Consider the following 19189-nt stretch of genomic DNA (forward strand, 5'->3'; position numbering starts at 1 on the left):
TCATGACCCAAACCAACACCAGCGCCTTTTTCGGCGCGGACCTCGCCACCGCGGACGCAGACATCTTCGACCGTATCGGTCGTGAGCTGGACCGTCAGCAGAACCAGATCGAGCTGATCGCCTCGGAGAACATCGTCTCCAAGGCCGTCCTGCAAGCCCAGGGCTCGATCCTGACCAACAAGTACGCCGAGGGCTATCCCGGCAAGCGCTATTATGGCGGCTGCGAATATGTCGACGAGATCGAGACGATCGCGATCGAGCGCGCCAAGCAGCTGTTCGGCGCCGGCTTCGCCAACGTCCAGCCGCACTCGGGCTCGCAAGCCAACCAGTCTGTGTTCATGGCCCTGCTGCAGCCGGGCGACACGTTCCTGGGCATGGACCTGGCCGCCGGCGGCCACCTGACCCACGGCTCGCCCGCCAACCAGTCGGGCAAGTGGTTCAAGCCGGTCTCCTACACCGTGCGCCAGCAGGACCAGCTGATCGACTATGACGGCGTGGCCGAGATCGCCCAGCGCGAGAAGCCCAAGCTGATCATCGCCGGCGGCAGCGCCTACAGCCGCGAGATCGACTTCGCCAAGTTCCGCGAGATCGCCGACAGCATCGGCGCCTATCTGATGGTCGACATGGCCCACTTCGCGGGCCTGGTGGCCGGCGGCGTGTTCCCCAGCCCGATCCCGCACGCCCACGTCGTCACCACCACCACCCACAAGACCCTGCGCGGCCCGCGCGGCGGCATGGTGCTGACCAACGACGAGGCGATCATCAAGAAGGTCAATTCGGCCGTTTTCCCGGGCCTGCAGGGCGGTCCGCTGGAACACGTCATCGCCGCCAAGGCCGTGGCCTTCGGCGAGGCGCTGCAGCCGTCGTTCAAGGCCTACGCCCAGCAGATCATCGCCAACGCCAAGGCGCTGGCCGAGGCCTTGGGCAAGTCGGGCGTCAACATCGTCTCGGGCGGCACCGACAGCCACCTGATGCTGGTCGACCTGCGTCCCAAGGGCGTCACGGGTCGCGACGCCGAGCACAGCCTCGAGCGCGCCCACATGACCTGCAACAAGAATGGCGTGCCGTTCGACACCGCGCCGTTCACCATCACCTCGGGCATCCGCCTGGGTACGCCGGCCGGCACCACGCGCGGCTTCAAGGAAGCCGAGTTCACCCGCGTGGGCGAGCTGATCGGCGAGGTGGTCAACGGTCTGGCCGCCAACGGTCCCGAAGGCAACGCCGCCGTCGAGGCCAAGGTGCGCGAGGAAGTGCTGGCCTTGACGGCCCGCTTCCCGATCTACAACTAATTGAGTTCAGGCGCCGCGGGAGGGGCCACATCATGCGTTGCCCCTTCTGCGGCCATGCCGAAAGCCAGGTCAAGGACAGCCGCCCGTCGGAAGACGGTGCGGCCATTCGCCGCCGCCGGATGTGCCCGGAGTGCGGTGGGCGCTTCACCACCTTCGAGCGCGTGCAGCTGCGCGAGCTGATCATCCTGAAGCGTTCGGGCCGGCGTTCGCCGTTCGACCGCGACAAGCTTGTTCGTTCAATTGCTCTGGCGACGCAGAAGCGCCCGGTCGAGCCGGAACGCGTGGAACGCATGATCAACGGCATCGTCCGGCAGCTGGAAAGCATGGGCGAAACCGAGCTTCCGTCGTCGACGGTGGGCGAAATGGTCATGAAGGCGTTGAAATCGCTCGATGACGTGGCCTATGTCCGCTACGCCTCGGTCTATCGGGATTTCAAGGAAACAAGCGACTTCGCGAAGTTCCTCGGCGAAGAAGGTCTGAGCGACAGCGGCGAAGACGAGCTATAGTTCGTTAATCCCTGATGTGTGCTTTTGGTTACGCGGCGAGCGTAGCCGTGGAGATTCGAGCTAGATGGTAGACGACAACATCCGCCTGCTGATCGTGGAGGGCCGAAACCATTCGGGCGTCTCCGACGAGCTGCTGCGCGGAGCCGCCCAGGCGATCGAGGCCCAGGGCGCCGAGTACGACGTGATCACGGTCTCCAGCGCGCTGCAGATTCCGACCGCCATCGCCCTGGCCGAGGAGGCCGGACACCGGCCCGTGGGCGTGCGCTACGACGGCTATGTCGCCCTCGGCGTGGTCATCCGCGGCGAGACCTATCACTTCGAGCTGGTGGCCCATGAGACCGCACGGGGCCTGCAGGACCTGGGCGTGGGCAAGCGCCTGCCGATCGGCTTTGGCGTACTGGCCGTCGACGACGAGGCCCAGGCCTTGACGCGCGCCAAGGTCAGCGAAGGCGATCGCGGCGGCGCGGCCGCCAGGGCGTGCCTGGAAACCATCGCTCTGAAGCGTCAATTGCTGGGGCAGGCCCGATGAGCGGCAACCGTATTCAACCGCGTTCGGTGGCGCGTCTGGCCGCCGTGCAGGCCCTCTATCAGATGGAAGTTTCGGGCGCGGGCGTCGATTCGGTGATCCGCGAGTTCGGCGAGCACCGCTTCGACCGTGACGTCGAGGGTGAGCGCCTGGCCGCCGCCGACGAGACTTTCTTCGCCGAACTGACCAAGGGCGTGGTGACCAACCAGGCCAAGGTCGATCAGGGCATCGTCAAGCGCCTGGCCTCGGGCTGGCGCCTGGAGCGTCTGGACGCCACCGCCCGCGCCGTGCTGCGCGCCGGGGCCTTCGAGTTGATGTACCGACCGGACGTTCCGACCGAGGTCGTCATCAACGAATACGTCGAGATCGCGAAATCCTTTTTTGAGGGTCCTGAGTCAGGCTTCATCAATGGCGCCCTCGACGCGATAGCCCGTGATGCACGAGACTGACGAAGACGACTGGTTCGCTGAAGACGACGCTCCGCCGACGGCGGTGGCGCCCGCGACGGAATTCGACCATATCGCGCGCCTTCTGCGTCCGCTGACGCGGGGCGATCCGGTGGCGCTGGATCTGCTGGACGACGCGGCGGTGCTGCCCTCGCGTCCGGGCTATGACCTGGTCGTCACCAAGGACGCCATGGTCGCCGGCGTACATTTCCTGGCCGACGAGGCCCTGGACGTCGTCGCCCGCAAACTGATCCGCACCAATCTCTCGGATCTGGCCGCCAAGGCCGCCGAGCCGTACGGCTACTTCCTGGCCGTCGGCTGGCCCTCGGGCTCGGACGTCGCCTCGCGCGAGACGTTCGCGCGCGGGCTCGCCGAGGACGGGGCGACCTTCGACATCTCCCTGCTGGGCGGCGACACCGTCACCACGTCGGGGCCGCTCGTGGCGTCGGCGACCTTCCTGGGCTGGGTCCCGCAAGGCGGGGCGATCCTGCGTCGCGGCGCCAAGCCTGGCGACCGGCTGATGGTCTCCGGCACGATCGGCGACGGGTGGCTGGGCCTGCTGGCCCAATGGGGCGAGGTGGCCGACGCCGACGGCGCCATGCTGCGCCGCTATCGCCAGCCCGAGCCGCGCGTCACGCTGCGCGAGGCGATGCGCGTCCACGCCAAGGCCGCCGCCGACGTCTCCGACGGCCTACTGGCCGACAGCAGCCACATCGCCAAGGCCAGCGGCTGCCGCGTGCGCGTCGACCTGGAGCGTCTGCCTTTGTCGCCGGGCGCCCAGGCCTGGCTGGACCAGCAGCCCGAACAGGTCGAGGGCCGCATCTCCTTGGCCTCAGGCGGCGACGACTACGAGATCGTCTGCGCCGTCGATCCCGCGGAAGCCTGGAACTTCCGCGTCGCCGCCGCCGCCGCGGGCGTCAAGGTCAGCGAGATCGGCGAGTTCGTGGAAGGCGAGGGGGTTTCGGCCTACTACAAGGGCCGCGACGTCACGCCCTCGCGCCTGGGCTGGCTGCACGGCTGAATTAGGCCAATCGCAAGGCCTGTCGGTTATGGAAGGCTTCCATGACCGCTCGCCGCACACCCTCGCGCCGTTTCCTGCTCGCCGCCGTCGCCCTGACCCTGGCGGCCGGTCCCGCCTTGGCCAGCGCCAAGAAGGAGAAGAAGGAAGGCGAGGAGCAGGCGCTGGATCCCACCTACAAGCTGGGCTCCATGACCATCCCGATCATCGTCAACGGCCGGATCGTCAACTACGTCTTCGTGGCCCTGACCCTGAAGCTGGCCTTGGGAACCGAGATGGAGTCGTTCAAGGACAGGGAGCCCGAGCTGCGCGACGCGATCGTGCGGGCCGCCTACAAGACGCCCTTCACGCGGACGGACACTTGGAAGGAAGTCGACGGTCCGCGCCTGACCAGTTTCGTCATGGGCCAGTGCGCCGCCTTGTTCGGCAAGGGCAAGGTCGCCTCGGTGGAGATCGTCAAGCAGATCCCCCGCCAGCAGCTGATGCCGCCCCAGCCGAACGCCGCCCAGTCGGCCGACTCGGGACCTTTGAACCCCTGATCTCGCTCCAATAGCCAAGCCTTGCCCTTGAAAAGGCTTGCGCCGACGCGGGTTGCGCGCCTCTCGGCCATCTGACAGTCTCATTCGGATGACGCTGTTCAGCGTCATTTCCAGGGAGCATGTCGAGGGGGTACGAGGCCAAAAGGCCCGCCCGTCGATCCGGGCGATGGTTTGACCTGCGTCATTCCGCCGCCGACGGGACCGGCGTCCCCTCGTGATTTGAAGCGCGAAGGGGCGAAGAACCTAATGAGTCTTTGGCTTAATCTGGCTATCGGGGCCGGGCTGCTGGCGGTGCTGTACGGCGCCATACAGTCAGCCAGTCTGATGCGGGCCTCGGCCGGCAACGCACGCATGCAGGAGATCGCCGCGGCGATCCAGGAAGGGGCTCAGGCCTATCTGAACCGCCAGTACACGACGATCGGCGTCGTCGGCGTGGTGGTGATCGCCATTCTGGCGTTCTTCTTTAAATCCTGGGAGCAGCCGGTCGGCTTCGCCCTGGGCGCGCTTCTCTCGGGCGCCGCCGGTTTCGCCGGCATGCTGATCTCGGTCCGCGCCAATGTCCGCACGGCCCAGGCCTCGTCGGAGAGCCTGGCCAAGGGCCTGTCGATGGCCTTCACCTCCGGCGCCGTCACCGGCATGCTGGTGGCCGGCTTCGCCCTGCTCGGCGTGGCGGGCTACTACTACGTGCTGCTGTCGACCGGTCATGCCGGCACCGATCGCGTGGTCGTCGACTCGCTGGTGGCCCTGGGCTTCGGCGCCTCGCTGATCTCGATCTTCGCCCGCCTGGGCGGCGGCATCTTCACCAAGGGCGCCGACGTGGGCGGCGACCTGGTCGGCAAGGTCGAGGCCGGCATTCCCGAGGATGACCCCCGCAACGCCGCCACCATCGCCGACAACGTCGGCGACAACGTCGGCGACTGCGCCGGCATGGCCGCCGACCTGTTCGAGACCTATGCGGTGACCACGGTCGCCACCATGGTCCTGGCGGCGATCTTCTTCGGCGGCACCGACGTCGTCGGTTCGATGATGATCATGCCGCTGGCCATCTGCGCCGTCTGCATCGTCACCTCGATCATCGGCGCCTTCTTCGTCCGCCTGGGCAAGAAGAACAACATCATGGGCGCCCTGTACCAGGGCCTGATCGTCACCGGCCTGCTGTCGATCCCGGCGGTCTGGTGGGTGATCCATCAGCTGATGCCGGACGCGGTCGAGCTGGATGGCCGGCTGTTCACCGCCGACAACCTCTTCTATTGCGGCCTGGCCGGCTTGGCGGTCACCGCCCTGATCGTCCTGATCACCGAGTACTACACCGGCACCAACTTCCGCCCGGTGAAGTCGGTGGCCCAGGCCAGCGTCTCGGGTCACGGGACCAACGTGATCCAGGGCCTGGCCATGTCGCTGGAATCCACGGCTCTGCCGGCCCTGACCATCATCGTCGGCATCGTGGTCACCTATAACCTGGCGGGCCTGTTTGGCATCGCCATCGCCACCACGACCATGCTGTCCCTGGCCGGCTTTATCGTCGCCCTGGACGCCTTCGGTCCGGTCACCGACAACGCCGGCGGCATCGCCGAGATGGCGGGCCTGCCCCCGGAAGTCCGCGTCACCACCGACGCCCTGGACGCCGTGGGCAACACCACCAAGGCCGTCACCAAGGGCTACGCCATCGGTTCGGCCGGCCTGGGCGCCCTGGTGCTGTTCGCCGCCTATACCGAGGATCTGAAGTTCTTCTCGGCCAATGCGGCCCCGGGCAGCTTCTTCGACGGCATGGGCGCGGTGACTTTCGACCTGTCGAACCCGTATGTCGTGGTCGGCCTGTTGTTCGGCGGCCTGCTGCCGTTCCTGTTCGGCGGTCTCTCCATGACCGCCGTCGGCCGCGCGGCCGAGTCGGTCGTGGCCGAGGTACGCCGTCAGTTCCGCGAGAACCCGGGCATCATGACCGGCGAGGTCAAGCCCGAGTACGGCAAGGCCGTCGACATCCTGACCAAGGCCGCCATCCGCGAGATGATCGTGCCCAGCCTGCTGCCGGTGGTTTCGCCGGTGGTGCTGTTCTTCGTGATCCAGGCCATCGCCGGCAAGGTCGACGCCTTTGCGGCGTTGGGCGCAATGCTGATGGGCGTGATCGTCACCGGTCTGTTCGTCGCCATCTCGATGACCAGCGGCGGCGGCGCCTGGGACAACGCCAAGAAGGTCATCGAGGAAGGCTTCACCGACAAGAACGGCGTTCTGCACAAGAAGGGCGGCGACACCCACAAGGCCGCCGTCACCGGCGACACCGTCGGCGACCCCTACAAGGACACCTCGGGTCCGGCCGTGAATCCGATGATCAAGATCACCAATATCGTGGCCCTGCTGCTGCTGGCGGTGCTGGCCCACGGCGTCTGATCTCGGTCAGCGCCTGAAACTGGAACGCCCCGGAGGAGACTCCGGGGCGTTTTGTTATGGGGACGTTCGTTACGGGGGCCGAGGCCCTAGTAGACGTCCTCGAGATCCATTTCGGACAGTGCGTCCTGGATCTCGATCTGCGGCGCCCCGCGGCGCTCGACGCCCTGGAAGTCGTGGTCGATCTTCCGGCGGCGACAGGGGCCGAAATACTCACTGGCCCGCACGAAGGGACGGGGGTTGTTCACGATCTCATTGATGCGGTGCATGACCCCGCGCGCCGTCAGCGGCTTGGCCAGGAACTCGGTGACCCCGGCCATGCGGGCGTCGTTCAGCGTGCGCTGGGTGGCGTGGCCGGTCATCATGATCACCGGCACATAGGGGTTGGGGCTTGCCGTCGAGGTGCGGATCCAGCGGATGAACGCCAGGCCGTCGACCGGATGCATCATCAGGTCGGTGAAGATCAGGTCGATCTCTTGCGCCTGAAAGATCTTCAGCGCCTCCAGGCCGTCGCTGGCCTCGCGGATCTTGCGCACGCCGGCGGCCTTCAGAATCTGGCTCACGACCCTGCGCATGTTCGCGTTGTCGTCGACGAGCAGGATGGCCACGTCGCGAAGATCCATTCCCTCCACAGTGCGCCTCCCGTCTCTATGGTGAATTCACCCGCCGAAAACTTGGGTGACCAAGGTTATGAGTTTGGGCAAACTTGGGTTTATGAAATGTTTAGGCTTTGAACTTCTGTCGCGGGAAAGAAGGTCAATTTCAAATTTACTGTAAACACGGTGCGCTACACTGAATGGATGTGGCTGGTCGGCTGGATGGCGCGCACGAAAAAGCCGCCCACCTCGCGGCGGACGGCTTTGGAAGGCTGTCGAATTGTCGACGAGAGGCGCTAGCGGCGATCGCCCGGACGCTGGCCCGGCGCCTCGTCGTCCTGCGGGAGCATGCCGCCACGACCGACGTTGCCCAGCAGCTGTTCGAGGATGGTCATCTCGCGGCCGCGGGTCGGGGTCTCACGACCGTTGTAGGCGATGACCTTGCCGTCCTTCAGCGTGTAGGTGTTCACCGAGGCGACCTTTTCGTCGGCCGGGTTGAACTTGATGGCCACGACATCGCGCTTGATCACGCGCGGCATGTAGAAGGCCACCCGGTCGGTGGTCTGCGAGATGTAGTACCAGGTGTTGTTGTCGAAGGTCGAAACCGCCGACGGCGAGCCCAGCTTTTCCATCAGGGTCGACTTGCTGTCCTCGCCGACCTTCATGTCGGCGGGCTTGGCCTCGATGGCCTGAAAGCCGGAGTAGCTGGTCAGCGGCGTGCAGGCGGAAGTGGCGATCGCCAGGCCCAGAGCGGCGGCGGCGAAAACGGCGGGGCGAGACATCAAGGCTCCGAACCGGAAAAATGCAGACTTTGACCTATCGCCCGCGGGAGCTTAGTTCAATGCCCGCGTGAAAGCGGACCCCGCGTCTAGCGGGATGTCGCGGCGAAATCGAGGCGTTTCATGTTTCTGGATCGGTGGCTCAAGCCCAGGCCCGCGAAGGCGGCGGGCGCCAAGCTCTATGCTGGAGCCGTCGGCCAGGCGCGGTCCGCGACCTTTTATCGTGACTTCGGCGTTCGCGACTCGATGGAGGGGCGCTTCGAGCTGTTCAGCCTGCACGTCATTCTCCTGATCGAGCGACTGAAGGGGCAGGGCGAGGCGGCGGCCGAGACCTCGCAGGCGGTGTTCGATTCCTACGTGAAGGGCCTGGATGACGCCTTCCGCGAGATCGGCGTGTCCGACACCTCGGTCGGCAAGAAGATGAAGAAGCTGGCCGGCGCCTTCTACGGCCGCCTGAAAGCCTATGACGAAGCGGTCGCTAGCCTGCCCGAGGCGACCGGCGTGGCCGATTTCCTGGCCCGCACAGCGTTCGAGGAGCGCGGCGAGGGTGATGTGGCGGCCCTGACCGCCTATGTGATCAAGACGCGCGCGGCGCTGGCGGAACAGCCGCTGGACGCCTTGCTGCAAGGAGATGTGACGTGGCCGAACCCGTGACCGCCGCCTGGCCCTGCGAGATCCCGCTGGCTCAGGTCGACCGCGGCGCCGTGAAACTGCGGCTGGAGCCGACGGCGGATCAGCGCAAGGCGATCGCCAAGCAATTGGGTCTGGTGAGCCTGGAGGCGCTGAGCGCCGAGGTCTATCTGACCTCGTGGCTGGACGGCGCCGAGGTGTCGGGCCTGCTTCGCGCCCGCGTGATCCAGACCTGCAGCGCGACGGCCGACGATTTCGAGACCCCGATCGACGCCCGCTTCGACCTGCGCGTCCTGCCGGCCAACAGCCAGAACGCGCCGCAGGAAGAGTTCGGCGACCTGGGCGCCGATCCCGACGGCGACGATCCGCCGGACGTGCTGGAGGGCGAGAAGATCGACGTCTCGGGCTATGTGGTCGAGCATCTGGCCCTGGAGCTGGATCCGTTCCCGCGCAAGCCGGGCGCGGTGTTCGTCCAGCCGCCAGAGCCGGGCGAAATCTCTCCGTTCGCGGCGCTCAAGAGCCTGAAATCGTCGGACGAATAGGCCGAAGACGCCCGACTCGACCGCTTGCGTGATATTCACGCGGATGTATCGTCCGCCGCCTTGAGGGCGACGGATGCCGCCTGCCGGAGCTCTAAGCGCCACGTGTCCCAATCCGTAGTCATCTCGGTCGACGCCATGGGTGGCGACCACGGTCCCTCCATCGTCGTGCCCGGCGTCGCCCTGGCGGCCCAGGCCCTTCCCGGAGTGCGGTTCCTGCTGCATGGCGACGGGGCGTTGATCGAGGCGGAGCTGGCCAAGCACCCCGCCGCCAAGGCGGTGAGCGAGGTCCGCCACTGCGACAAGGCCATCGGCATGGACGAAAAGCCCGCCCAGGCCATGCGCCGTGGCAAGGGCTCGTCGATGTGGAACACCATCGAGGCCCTGCGCGAGAACCAGGCCCACGCCTGCGTCTCGGCCGGCAACACCGGCGCCCTGATGGCCATCTCCAAGCTGATCCTGCGCATGGGCGCGGACCTGGAGCGGCCGGCCATCGTCGCCAACTGGCCGACGATGAAGGGGGTGACCGCGGTGCTGGACGTCGGCGCCAATGTCGAGAGCGACGCGGACCAGCTGGTCGAGTTCGCGATTATGGGCGCGGCCTTCCACCACGCCGTGCATGGCTCCAAGCGCCCGACCGTGGGCCTGCTGAACGTCGGCTCGGAAGAGCAGAAGGGGCACGAGGAAGTGCGGGAGGCCCACGCCATCCTGCGCGAGGCCAAGCTGGACTTCGACTATCACGGGTTCGTCGAGGGCAACGACATCGCCTATGGCACGGTGGACGTGGTGGTCACCGACGGTTTCACCGGCAACGTGGCCCTGAAGACCGCCGAGGGCCTGGCGCGCTTCTTCTCCAACGAGATCAAGTCGACCCTGACCTCGACGCCGCTGGCCATGCTGGGCGCGGCGATCGCCTCGGGCGCGCTGAAGAAGATGCGCCAGCGGCTGGATCCGGGCCGGGTGAACGGCGGGCCGCTTCTGGGCCTGAACGGAATCGTGGTGAAGAGCCACGGCGGCGCGGACGCGGGCGGCTTCGCCTCGGCGATCCGGGTCGCCACCAACCTCGCGCGCAGCGATTTCCGCGCCGAGATCGACAGAAATCTGAAGCGCCTGACCGCCGCCGCGGCCAAGGACGAGGCCCCGGGGCAGGGCCAGGATCAGGGAGCGGCCGAGTGAGCGTGACTCGTAGCGTAGTGACCGGCGTAGGCGCCTATCTGCCGCCGAAGGTCGTGACCAATGACGACCTGGCCAAGTTCGTCGACACCAGCGACGAATGGATCGTCGAGCGTACGGGCATTCGCCAGCGCCACCAGGCCGCCGACGACCAGCCGGTCTCGGACCTGGCCGTCGAAGCCGCCAGGGAGGCCCTGGAGGCCGCCGGCAAGACCGCCGCCGATGTCGACCTGATCATCGTCGCCACCACCACGGCCGACCTGACCTTTCCCGCCGTCGCCACCATGGTCCAGCGCAAGCTGGGCGCGCCGGTCGGCATCGCCTTCGACGTCCAGGCCGTCTGCTCGGGCTTCGTCTACGCCCTGAGCGTCGCCGACGGCTTCGTGGCGCGGGGCCACGCCAAGTGCGCCCTGGTCATCGGGGCCGAGACCATGACGCGCCTAATGGACTGGAGCGATCGCGGCACCTGCGTGCTGTTCGGCGACGGCGCCGGCGCCGTTGTTCTCGAGCCCAAGGAAGGCGAGGGGACCACGGCCGACCAGGGCATGCTGGGCTTCGCGTTGCGCGCCGACGGGACCAAGCAGGACCTGCTGTATGTCGACGGCGGCGTCTCGACGACCGGCACGGTCGGCAAGCTGCGCATGCTGGGCAACCAGGTCTTCAAGCACGCCGTGGTCAACATCTCCGAGGCCATCCACGCGGCCGCCGCCAAGGCCGGCGTCGCGGTGGCGGACGTCGACTGGTTCATTCCGCACCAGGCCAACCAGCGCATCCTGGCCGGCGTGGCCCACCGCTGCGGCATCGACGAGGAGAAGGTGATCTCGACGGTCGCCATCCACGCCAACACCTCGGCCGCTTCGATCCCGCTGGCCTTCGCCCACGGCGTCAAGGACGGTCGAATCAAGAAGGGCGACCTCTTGCTGCTGGAAGCCATGGGCGGCGGTCTGACCTGGGGCGCCTGCGTTCTGCGCCTTTAACGATCAAGCTGCGCAGGCTTGCGCACGGGCATGAACTCCTGACGTTGAGTCTTTGACTTCATGCGATAATCGCGGCATGTGGTCGTCGGTGAAGTCGGGCGCGGCCAGTTGAGGGCGGTCGCATCAAGTTCGGGTTCGCCGCCAGTACTCCATCGTAGGCGGCCCAGGCCGCCAAGATACGCGTGAAGGGGGTTGCATGAAGGGCGCTACTTTGACCCGAGCCGACCTGTGCGAGGCGGTTCATGAAGAGGTCGGACTGACCCGTCAGGACTGCGCCGGACTTGTCGAGCGCACCCTGGATCTCGTGGCCGAGGCGCTCGAGAACAGCGAAACCGTCAAGCTTTCCGGATTCGGCGTCTTCCAGGTCCGTTCCAAGCGGGCCCGCATGGGGCGCAATCCCAAGACCGGCGAGCCGGCCGAGATCGAACCCCGTCGGGTGATCGGCTTCCGCGCTTCCCAGGTCATGAAGGCGCGAATCGATCGCGCGCTGGGCGGCTAGGGAATCAAAGCGGTGGCGAAGGGGCCGAACGCCTTCCGCACGATTTCCGAGGCAGCCGACGAGCTGGGCGTGCCGCAGCACGTCCTGCGCTTCTGGGAAACCAAGTTCTCCTTCATCCGCCCGATGAAACGGGCCGGCGGGCGACGCTTCTATCGTCCGCAGGACGTGGCCGTGCTGAACGGCGTCCGCACCCTGCTGCACAGCGAAGGCCTGACCATCAAGGGCGTGCAGAAGCTGCACCGCGACCAGGGCCTGGCCCAGGTGATCGCCGCGGGAATCGGCTCGAACGGTTCGGCCAGCCTTGATCTGGACGTGGACTATGAAGCGCCCGCCGCGGGCGCCCGACGGCTGGGCGGTGAAACACGCGATCGCCTGGCCTTCGCATTGGATGATCTGACCGCCATCAAGTCGCGTCTCGACGGACTTCTGGCGCGCTGAAACCGCCCGCGATCGCGGGCGTCTCGCTCCGCCGATTTTCGTCCGAAATCGCTGTTGCCCAACGAAGGAGCGGCGCCTATAAGGGCGCTCCTTCCGCGTCGGAGCGTGGCGCAGCCTGGTAGCGCACTTGACTGGGGGTCAAGGGGTCGCAGGTTCGAATCCTGTCGCTCCGACCATTTCCTTCGAGGAAATAGCGGAAGACGAAAGGCCGCCCTTCGGGGCGGCCTTTTTCATTTAGCGCTGCCCGACGTCCAGCGGCTTGTCGGCCTTGCCCATCCACGAGATCAGCGGGATCACGGGCAGGATCCAGCCCATGCCCAGCGCCACGAAGTAGATCAGGTGCACCAAGCGGTTCTGCGGCAAGCGATCGTAGAGGCTGGTGAACGCCCAGATCCAGGCGAACAGGACCGCCAGGACGGCGAACGAGCCGATCAGCTTGCGCCATCTCGCGGGAATCAGGCGGGGCGGGGTGCGAGGAGCGCTCACGCGGGTCTCCGGATGAGGCCGAGCACGGCCAGGAACAGGACGGCGCCCACGCTGGAGACGACGATCTCGCCAAGGAAGCCGGCGGGACGCAGCTCGACGCGCGAGGCGACGAACGCTCCGATGAACGAGCCGATCACGCCGATCAAGAGCTTGATGAACAGCGAATGGCGGCCCGCCAGTATCAGGTCGGCGATCCAGCCGGCCAGGATGCCGATCACCGCCGCCGCGAATACGCCCATGCCGCTCATCGTCTTCTCCGTCCCGGCGCGCCCGTTTTTCTCACGAACACGCCGCGCGCTCAGGGTGAGCCACAGAAACATTGATGCGCGCAAGCGGCGGGCGTAGGGAGGTCGCGCCGCATTTCGGCCCACAAGTGACGCTTTTCCGATCCCATGACGTCTTTTCTGCGTTCCGACCGTTCGCGCGCCGTCGCGATCTGGCTCTTCATCGTCGCCGCCATGGTCTTCGCCATGGTCGTCGTCGGCGGGGCGACCCGCCTGACGGACTCGGGCCTCTCGATCACCCAGTGGAAACCGATCATGGGCGCGCTGCCGCCGATGTCGGACCAGGCCTGGCGCGAGAGCTTCGAACTCTACAAGAAGATCCCCCAGTACCAGCTGGTGAACCCCGACATGACCCTCGAAGGGTACAAGGGCATCTTCTGGTGGGAGTGGGCGCACCGCCTGCTGGGGCGCACGGTGGGCATGGTGTTCGCCATTCCGTTCGTGGTCTTCCTGATCCGCCGCGATATCCCGCGCCGCCTGATCTGGCGCTGCGCCATCATGCTGGGCCTGGGCGGCCTGCAGGGCCTGGTCGGCTGGTGGATGGTGTCCAGCGGCCTTTCCGAACGCGTGTCGGTCGCGCCCGAGCGGCTGATGATCCATCTGGGCCTGGCCCTGGCCCTGTTCGTCGTCCTGATCTGGACCGCCCTGGACGCCTGGAGCGGCTCGCCGCGAGTCGAGGAGCGTTCGGCCTGGAAGGGCTGGGCGCTGGCCTTCCTGGGCGCGGTGTTCTTCCAGAGCCTGCTGGGCGCCTTGGTCGCCGGCAACCATGCGGGCTTCGTCTACAACGACTGGCCGCTGATGAACGGCCGCTTCTTCCCCGCCGACTATGTCGGCAAGAGCTTCTGGGGCACGCTGGCCCACAGCCAGGGCGCGGTGCAGCTGCACCATCGCCTGGTCGCCTACGCGTTGTTCGTGGCCGGGATCGTCATCGGCGTCCTGGCGCGTCGCGATCGGCCGCTGGCGGCCGGCAGCAAGGGCGCGGCGCTGGCGGTGATGGTCGCCGTCATCCTGCAGGCGAGCCTGGGCGTCTGGACGCTGATGGCCGGCGTGCCGATCGCCCTGGGCGTGCTGCACCAGGCCGGCGCGGCGCTGTTGCTGGCTACGGCCACGGTCTTCGCCTGGCGTGTCCGCCGGCCCTGATTTTCGCGAGGCTCGATTTTCCGGGAGGCCGTGACCAAGGGCCGGAACAACTGTCACACGCCGGGCGCAAACGGGGCCGATTCCTCATGGAGCTTGGCCTTGATCCGCTCGTTTGTTCTCGCCCCCGTTCTGGCTTTTGTCGCGTCCGTCGCCGTTCCCGCCATGGTCTTGGCCCAGGTTCCCGCCTCGGCCAGCGCCAACGACCCCTACTACAAGGCCGGCGAGGCCGCCCTGGCGCGCCAGATCGCCGTGGTCCCGAACACGGGCAAGGCCAAGAACGTCATCCTGTTTCTGGGCGACGGCATGGGCATTTCGACGGTCACGGCCGGCCGCATCTATGATGGCCAGCAAAAGGGCGTCGACGGCGAGTCCAACTCGCTGGCCTTCGAGAAGCTGTCCTATTCGGCGCTGTCCAAGACCTACAGCCACGACACCCAGGTCACCGACAGCGCCGCCGGCATCACCGCGATCATGACCGGCGTGAAGACCCGCAACAAGATCATCGGCCTGACCGGCGCGGCGATCGGCGAGAAGTGCGAGACCGAGAAGGGCCACAGCGTCGAGACCCTGGCCGAGCTGGCCAAGGCCAACGGTCGCGCGGCGGGCGTCGTCACCACCACCCGCGTCACCCACGCCACCCCGGCCGGCGCCTATGCCCACACCGCCTATCGCGACTGGGAAGGCGACAGCGATATGCCGGTCGAAGCGATCCAGGGCGGCTGCAAGGACATTGCTCGCCAGCTGATCGAGGCGCCCGACGCTCTGCGGCTGGACGTGGTCATGGGCGGCGGCCGTTCGCGCTTCCTGCCCGACGGCAAGGAGGTGGGCAAGCGCGCCGACGGCCGTGACCTGACCGCCGAATGGCTGAAGGCCGAGGGCGCGAATTCGTCCTACGTCACCACGGTCGACCAACTGAAGGCGATCCCCGCCGACACCCGGCATGTGCTGGGCCTCTTCGCTCCCGAGCATCTGCCCTACGAGGTCGAGCGGCCGGTGCTGGGGCAGGGCGTGCCGACCCTGGCGCAGATGGCCACGTCGGCCATCGACGTGCTGTCGAAGAACCCGAACGGCTACTTCCTGCTGGTCGAGGGCGGCAAGATCGACATGGGCAGCCACCTAGGCAACGCCAAGCGGACACTGACCGAGACCGTGGAGTTCTCCAAGGCGATCGAGGCCGTGCTGGCCAAGGTCGATCTGAAGGACACCCTGGTCGTCGTCACGGCCGACCACAGCCACGGCCTTGTGATTTCGGGCTACGCCGCCCGCAACGCTCCGATCCTGGGCTTGGCCGGCAACGAGGGCGAACCGATCCTGGCCGGCGACGGCAAGGCCTACACGACCCTGATGTTCGCCACCGGTCCCGGTGGTCCGGAAGGCGCCGACACGCGCCGCGATCCGGCCAAGGAGGACGTGGACGACATCGACTACCACCAGCAAGCCGTGGCGAACCTGCCCAGCGCCGCGCACTCGGGCGAAGACGTGGGCGTGTTCGCCGACGGCCCGCAGGCCTTCCTGCTGCGCGGCGTGGTCGAGGAGAGCTACATCTTCCAGGTCATGCGCCACGCGTTCGGGTTCGATGCGCCGAAGAAGCGCTGATTGTCTGGACGGGGGCTTGCAGGCTGAGACAATCCTCCCCCTAGCGGGGGAGGTGGCGCGAAGCGCCGGAGGGGGAAGTGCTGCTGACCCTGCCTCTTCCCCCTCCGTCGCCGCTTCGCGTCGACACCTCCCCCGCTAGGGGGAGGATTTACGGGGATTGAGCGGGCTGAATGATCCGTGTTCGCGAGATCGAAGCCAGCGAAATCAAGCGCTTGTCGATTTTAGACGCCGCTGAATGATCAGCGTTGAATCCTGTCGCCATACTAACTGCACCTGATGGCTTGGAAGGGACGTCCGGCCGGCGATCGAGACGGCTGTCAGGGGTGGTCGAGCGGGAAGCGCTCGCCGGGTCTCTCTCGGGAGGCTCGTCTTCGCGACGGATCCAGATGCGGGCTCCCTGAAACATCGGGACGAAGCCCCAGATCCTTCCCTTAGGGGGCGGCGAAGATCAGGCGAACGCGGCAGGTCCGGGCTGAAATCGCCCGGGCGTTCCGGGACCGGGGTCGTCGCCCTGGCCCGCCCGTCGGGGGCCTCTCGTGGGAGCGGGTTAAGACCCCGCCGCCTCGCGGGCTCACCGGATAACGAACCACGCGGAGCGTCCTGGCTTCGTCGAAACGGTATTCACTCTCCAAACCTCCGGACGGATGTCCGGCGCTCCGCGTCCCTTTCCATCCCTTCAGCGGTCAGCCGCGTGAGGACGACGACGCATGACTCCCGTTCTAAGCCCTTACGCTGGCCCAGGGCCCCGTGATCGCCAGGGTGATCCCCGGGTTCTGGACGTTGACGAACATCGTGCCGCCGTCGGGCGAGAAGCAGGCCCCGGCGAACTCGGAATTGCCGGTGAAGACGTTACGGCCCAGCGTGTAGACCTTGCCCTGGGGCGTCACCCCGCGCAGATGGTTGCGCAGGGTGTCCGAATAGCGGTCCTCGCAGACGATCACGTGGCCCCAGGGGGCGACCACAAGGTTGTCGGCATAGTCCAGCACCCGGTCGTTCTGGCTCTCGACGAACAGTTGCAGCTTGCCCGGCTGATCCTTCTCGCCGACCTGGCCTTCGGCGGGCGAGGGGGCATAGCGGAAGATCTGGCCCGAGCCGGCCGCGCCGCCGGCCGTGCAGGCGAAATAGAGCTCGCCCTGGCCGAAGAACACGCCCTCGCCCCGGCAGAACACCGCCGCGCCCTTGGCGTGGCCGCGCCGGCGCAGGTCGTCATAGGGATTGTCGACGCCGTCCAGGTCGATCCAGCGCACGGCCTTGGCGCTTCCGATCGGAAAGGTCTTCTCCTCCTGGTTGCGGGTGTCGCCGCCCTCGGGCGCGTCGACCAGGCCCAGGGCCTGCAACCGTCCGCCGGCGGCCAGGTCGCGACGGTCGTTGGGCAGGAAGCGGTAGAAGAGACCGTCGGCGACGTCCTCGGTCAGATAGACGACGCCCGTGCTGGGATCGATGCAGGCGGCCTCGTGCTTGAAGCGGCCCAGGCCCTTCAGGGCGACCGGCTGGACGAGGCCGACATGGGCGGCGGGCACTTCGAAGACCCAGCCGTGGTCCTTGCCGACCTCCAGGCCGCGTTCCAGCGTCGTCTCCTCGCAGGTCAGCCACGCGCCCCAGGGCGTGACGCCGCCGGCGCAGTTGACCAGGGTGCCGGCCAGGCTGAGGTGCTGGCGCTCGGTCTGGCGGGTCTTGAGATTGTAGAGCTGGGTCGTGGTGCCGCCGGGCAGGGGGCGCTGGCTGTTGTGGAAGTCCCAGACCTTGGCGCGGTCGATGCGGTCGACCAGGCGCTCGCTCAGACCAAAGGCGCCGTTGTGGATGTCGTTCACCGACAGTTCGTGGTTGCGGACCAGCAGCACGCGGTCGGCGTCGACGGGGAAGCACCCCATACCGTCGGCCTTGCCGGGCACGAGGAAGCCGTCGCTCATCGTCTCGCCGGCCTGGGAGATGACCTGGTAGCGAAAGCCCGCCGGCAGATCGAGCAGGCCCTTGGGATCGGGGACCAGCGGGCCGTAGCCCTCGACCTCGTTCAGATAGGTCTCGGCCTGGACCGCCTCGTCCTGGGCGCGGGCCGAGAAGGCGGTGAAGGCCAGGCTGGTGGCGGCGGCGCCGAGGAAGCGTCTACGGGAAAAGGACATGGAGCGCGCTCTTCGAAGGGGAACCTGCATGGCGGCTATGCCCGTCGTTGATGACGGTTCGAACACGGGATTGCGGTATTATGATACCGTATCACCTATCTCGTTGTATTTAATAAGTTTTGTAAGTTTTTCGCATCACTATTGTTGACAGTGCGCGAACCCTCCCGTACATGCCGCGCCTCACACGGACGAAACCGGATTTCTCGGGGTCGGACGCCTAGAAATTACGGATCAATCCCATGCAGAAGATCACGGCTTCCTTGAAGCCAGCCGAGGTCGAGAAGAAGTGGATCGTGGTCGACGCCGAGAACGCCGTTGTCGGCCGTCTGGCGACGTTCATCGCCATGCGTCTTCGCGGCAAGCACCGTCCTGACTATACCCCGCACGTCGACTGCGGCGACTTCGTCGTCGTGATCAACGCCGACAAGGTGAAGTTCACCGGCAAGAAGCTGGACGACAAGGTCTATTACCGTCACACCGGTCACCCGGGCGGCGTCAAGGAAACCACCCCCCGCAAGGTGCTGGGCGGCAAGTTCCCGGAACGCGTCCTGGAGAAGGCCGTCGAGCGCATGCTGCCCAAGGAGAGCCCGCTGGCTCGCAAGCAGCTGACCCACCTGCTCATCTACAACGCCGGTGAGCACCCGCACCAAGCGCAAAACCCCGAAGTCGTCGACTTCGCGGGCCGCAACGCCAAGAACATCCGGAGCCTCTAAGCTATGACTGACGCTCAAGGCTTTGAAGCGCTGGCCAGCCTGTCCAGCAACCCGGAAACCGCCGCTCCGGCCGAACCCAAGATCGACGCCCAAGGCCGCGCCTACGCGACCGGCAAGCGCAAGAACGCGATCGCTCGCGTCTGGATCAAGCCGGGCAAGGGCTCGATCACGATCAACGGTCGTGACCAGGAAGTCTATTTCGCCCGTCCGGTGCTGCGCATGATGATCGCCCAGCCGCTGGAAGTCACCGACCGTCTGGGTCAGTTCGACGTCATCGTGACGGTCGAAGGCTCGGGTCTGTCGGGTCAAGCCGGCGCCATCCGCCACGGCCTGTCCAAGGCCCTGACCCACTACGAGCCCGGCCTGCGCCCGGTCCTGAAGCCGCACGGCTTCCTGACCCGCGACAGCCGCGTCGTCGAGCGTAAGAAGTACGGCAAGGCCAAGGCCCGCCGCAGCTTCCAGTTCTCGAAGCGCTAAGCGCGGTTCATCCGCGTTTGGAAGAGGGCGCTTCGG

The 19189-nt window shown here is 66.8% G+C and carries 22 protein-coding genes and 1 tRNA gene; 18 read left to right on the forward strand and 5 right to left on the reverse strand.

The features are described 5' to 3' along the window. Nucleotides 1–2 precede the first annotated feature (2 nt). The 7 genes from glyA to MZV50_RS11895 all read left to right on the forward strand — a co-directional run bounded on the left by glyA (nucleotide 3) and on the right by MZV50_RS11895 (nucleotide 6709). Entirely contained in the window at nucleotides 3–1289 is a 1287-nt protein-coding gene (glyA, locus tag MZV50_RS11865; RefSeq protein ID WP_252634837.1) for a serine hydroxymethyltransferase, read from the forward strand. A 32-nt stretch (nucleotides 1290–1321) separates the two neighbouring features. Further along, on the forward strand, nucleotides 1322–1795 hold the full coding sequence (nrdR, locus tag MZV50_RS11870; RefSeq protein ID WP_252634839.1) for a transcriptional regulator NrdR: 474 nt from the start codon (nucleotides 1322–1324) through the stop codon (nucleotides 1793–1795). A gap of 64 nt (nucleotides 1796–1859) precedes the next feature. After that, on the forward strand, nucleotides 1860–2324 hold the full coding sequence (ribH, locus tag MZV50_RS11875) for a 6,7-dimethyl-8-ribityllumazine synthase (protein ID WP_252634840.1): 465 nt from the start codon (nucleotides 1860–1862) through the stop codon (nucleotides 2322–2324). Beyond that, nucleotides 2321–2770 carry a transcription antitermination factor NusB gene (nusB, locus tag MZV50_RS11880; protein WP_252634842.1) on the forward strand — a complete coding sequence of 150 codons (450 nt, stop codon included), beginning with the start codon at nucleotides 2321–2323 and terminating at the stop codon, nucleotides 2768–2770. The genes ribH and nusB overlap by 4 nt, the downstream gene beginning before the upstream one ends. Then, the gene (thiL, locus tag MZV50_RS11885; RefSeq protein WP_252634843.1) at nucleotides 2757–3788 is read left to right on the forward strand and encodes a thiamine-phosphate kinase; all 1032 of its coding nucleotides are present in this window, start codon (nucleotides 2757–2759) and stop codon (nucleotides 3786–3788) included. Before nusB ends, thiL begins: the two co-directional genes overlap by 14 nt. A gap of 41 nt (nucleotides 3789–3829) precedes the next feature. Further along, nucleotides 3830–4324, forward strand: coding sequence for a hypothetical protein (locus tag MZV50_RS11890; protein WP_252634844.1), 495 nt, complete (start codon nucleotides 3830–3832; stop codon nucleotides 4322–4324). A gap of 246 nt (nucleotides 4325–4570) precedes the next feature. Next, nucleotides 4571–6709 carry a sodium-translocating pyrophosphatase gene (locus MZV50_RS11895; RefSeq protein ID WP_252634846.1) on the forward strand — a complete coding sequence of 713 codons (2139 nt, stop codon included), beginning with the start codon at nucleotides 4571–4573 and terminating at the stop codon, nucleotides 6707–6709. A gap of 86 nt (nucleotides 6710–6795) precedes the next feature. On the opposite strand, the gene MZV50_RS11900 is transcribed toward MZV50_RS11895, so the two are convergent. Further along, on the reverse strand, nucleotides 6796–7338 hold the full coding sequence (locus MZV50_RS11900; protein WP_252634847.1) for a response regulator: 543 nt from the start codon (nucleotides 7336–7338) through the stop codon (nucleotides 6796–6798). A 260-nt stretch (nucleotides 7339–7598) separates the two neighbouring features. After that, nucleotides 7599–8084: an outer membrane protein assembly factor BamE gene (locus tag MZV50_RS11905; RefSeq protein WP_252634849.1), complete on the reverse strand. Its 486-nt coding sequence runs from the start codon at nucleotides 8082–8084 to the stop codon at nucleotides 7599–7601. Between the two features lie 120 nt (nucleotides 8085–8204). On the opposite strand from MZV50_RS11905, the gene MZV50_RS11910 reads away from it, so the two are divergent. The 7 genes from MZV50_RS11910 to MZV50_RS11940 all read left to right on the forward strand — a co-directional run bounded on the left by MZV50_RS11910 (nucleotide 8205) and on the right by MZV50_RS11940 (nucleotide 12513). Further along, complete coding sequence (locus MZV50_RS11910; protein WP_252634851.1) at nucleotides 8205–8735, forward strand: ubiquinol-cytochrome C chaperone family protein; 531 nt, start codon at nucleotides 8205–8207, stop codon at nucleotides 8733–8735. Continuing rightward, nucleotides 8720–9253 (forward strand): YceD family protein, encoded by a 534-nt coding sequence (locus MZV50_RS11915; protein WP_252634852.1) that lies wholly within the window; start codon nucleotides 8720–8722, stop codon nucleotides 9251–9253. Before MZV50_RS11910 ends, MZV50_RS11915 begins: the two co-directional genes overlap by 16 nt. 102 nt (nucleotides 9254–9355) lie before the next feature. Continuing rightward, nucleotides 9356–10426: a phosphate acyltransferase PlsX gene (plsX, locus tag MZV50_RS11920; protein ID WP_252634853.1), complete on the forward strand. Its 1071-nt coding sequence runs from the start codon at nucleotides 9356–9358 to the stop codon at nucleotides 10424–10426. Beyond that, nucleotides 10423–11400: a beta-ketoacyl-ACP synthase III gene (locus tag MZV50_RS11925; protein ID WP_252634855.1), complete on the forward strand. Its 978-nt coding sequence runs from the start codon at nucleotides 10423–10425 to the stop codon at nucleotides 11398–11400. The genes plsX and MZV50_RS11925 overlap by 4 nt, the downstream gene beginning before the upstream one ends. A gap of 196 nt (nucleotides 11401–11596) precedes the next feature. Continuing rightward, complete coding sequence (locus MZV50_RS11930; protein WP_223395127.1) at nucleotides 11597–11899, forward strand: integration host factor subunit alpha; 303 nt, start codon at nucleotides 11597–11599, stop codon at nucleotides 11897–11899. Between the two features lie 12 nt (nucleotides 11900–11911). After that, the gene (locus MZV50_RS11935) at nucleotides 11912–12337 is read left to right on the forward strand and encodes a MerR family transcriptional regulator (protein ID WP_252634856.1); all 426 of its coding nucleotides are present in this window, start codon (nucleotides 11912–11914) and stop codon (nucleotides 12335–12337) included. A 99-nt stretch (nucleotides 12338–12436) separates the two neighbouring features. After that, a tRNA-Pro gene (locus MZV50_RS11940) sits at nucleotides 12437–12513 on the forward strand. 58 nt (nucleotides 12514–12571) lie between these two features. Here the strand turns inward: MZV50_RS11940 and MZV50_RS11945 are convergent. Together MZV50_RS11945 and MZV50_RS11950 are read right to left on the reverse strand one after the other, a co-directional pair. After that, nucleotides 12572–12823, reverse strand: coding sequence for a DUF2842 domain-containing protein (locus tag MZV50_RS11945; RefSeq protein ID WP_252634857.1), 252 nt, complete (start codon nucleotides 12821–12823; stop codon nucleotides 12572–12574). Beyond that, nucleotides 12820–13071: a GlsB/YeaQ/YmgE family stress response membrane protein gene (locus MZV50_RS11950; protein WP_252634858.1), complete on the reverse strand. Its 252-nt coding sequence runs from the start codon at nucleotides 13069–13071 to the stop codon at nucleotides 12820–12822. Before MZV50_RS11950 ends, MZV50_RS11945 begins: the two co-directional genes overlap by 4 nt. Before the next feature lie 144 nt (nucleotides 13072–13215). Here MZV50_RS11950 and MZV50_RS11955 point away from each other — a divergent pair, with 144 nt between their 5' ends. Both MZV50_RS11955 and MZV50_RS11960 read left to right on the forward strand, forming a co-directional pair. Continuing rightward, nucleotides 13216–14247 (forward strand): COX15/CtaA family protein, encoded by a 1032-nt coding sequence (locus MZV50_RS11955; RefSeq protein WP_252634859.1) that lies wholly within the window; start codon nucleotides 13216–13218, stop codon nucleotides 14245–14247. Nucleotides 14248–14346: 99 nt separating this feature from the next. Continuing rightward, nucleotides 14347–15843: an alkaline phosphatase gene (locus tag MZV50_RS11960; protein WP_252634861.1), complete on the forward strand. Its 1497-nt coding sequence runs from the start codon at nucleotides 14347–14349 to the stop codon at nucleotides 15841–15843. 719 nt (nucleotides 15844–16562) lie between these two features. On the opposite strand, the gene MZV50_RS11965 is transcribed toward MZV50_RS11960, so the two are convergent. Further along, complete coding sequence (locus tag MZV50_RS11965; protein WP_252634862.1) at nucleotides 16563–17963, reverse strand: alkaline phosphatase PhoX; 1401 nt, start codon at nucleotides 17961–17963, stop codon at nucleotides 16563–16565. A gap of 239 nt (nucleotides 17964–18202) precedes the next feature. Between MZV50_RS11965 and rplM the strand changes: the two genes are divergently transcribed. Together rplM and rpsI are read left to right on the forward strand one after the other, a co-directional pair. After that, a complete protein-coding gene (rplM, locus tag MZV50_RS11970) occupies nucleotides 18203–18676 on the forward strand; it encodes a 50S ribosomal protein L13 (protein ID WP_252634863.1) in 474 nt (157 codons plus the stop codon). 3 nt (nucleotides 18677–18679) lie between these two features. After that, complete coding sequence (rpsI, locus tag MZV50_RS11975) at nucleotides 18680–19153, forward strand: 30S ribosomal protein S9 (protein WP_252634864.1); 474 nt, start codon at nucleotides 18680–18682, stop codon at nucleotides 19151–19153. Nucleotides 19154–19189 lie beyond the last annotated feature (36 nt).

The sequence above is a fragment of the Caulobacter segnis genome, assembly GCF_023935105.1.
Lineage (GTDB): Bacteria > Pseudomonadota > Alphaproteobacteria > Caulobacterales > Caulobacteraceae > Caulobacter > Caulobacter segnis_B.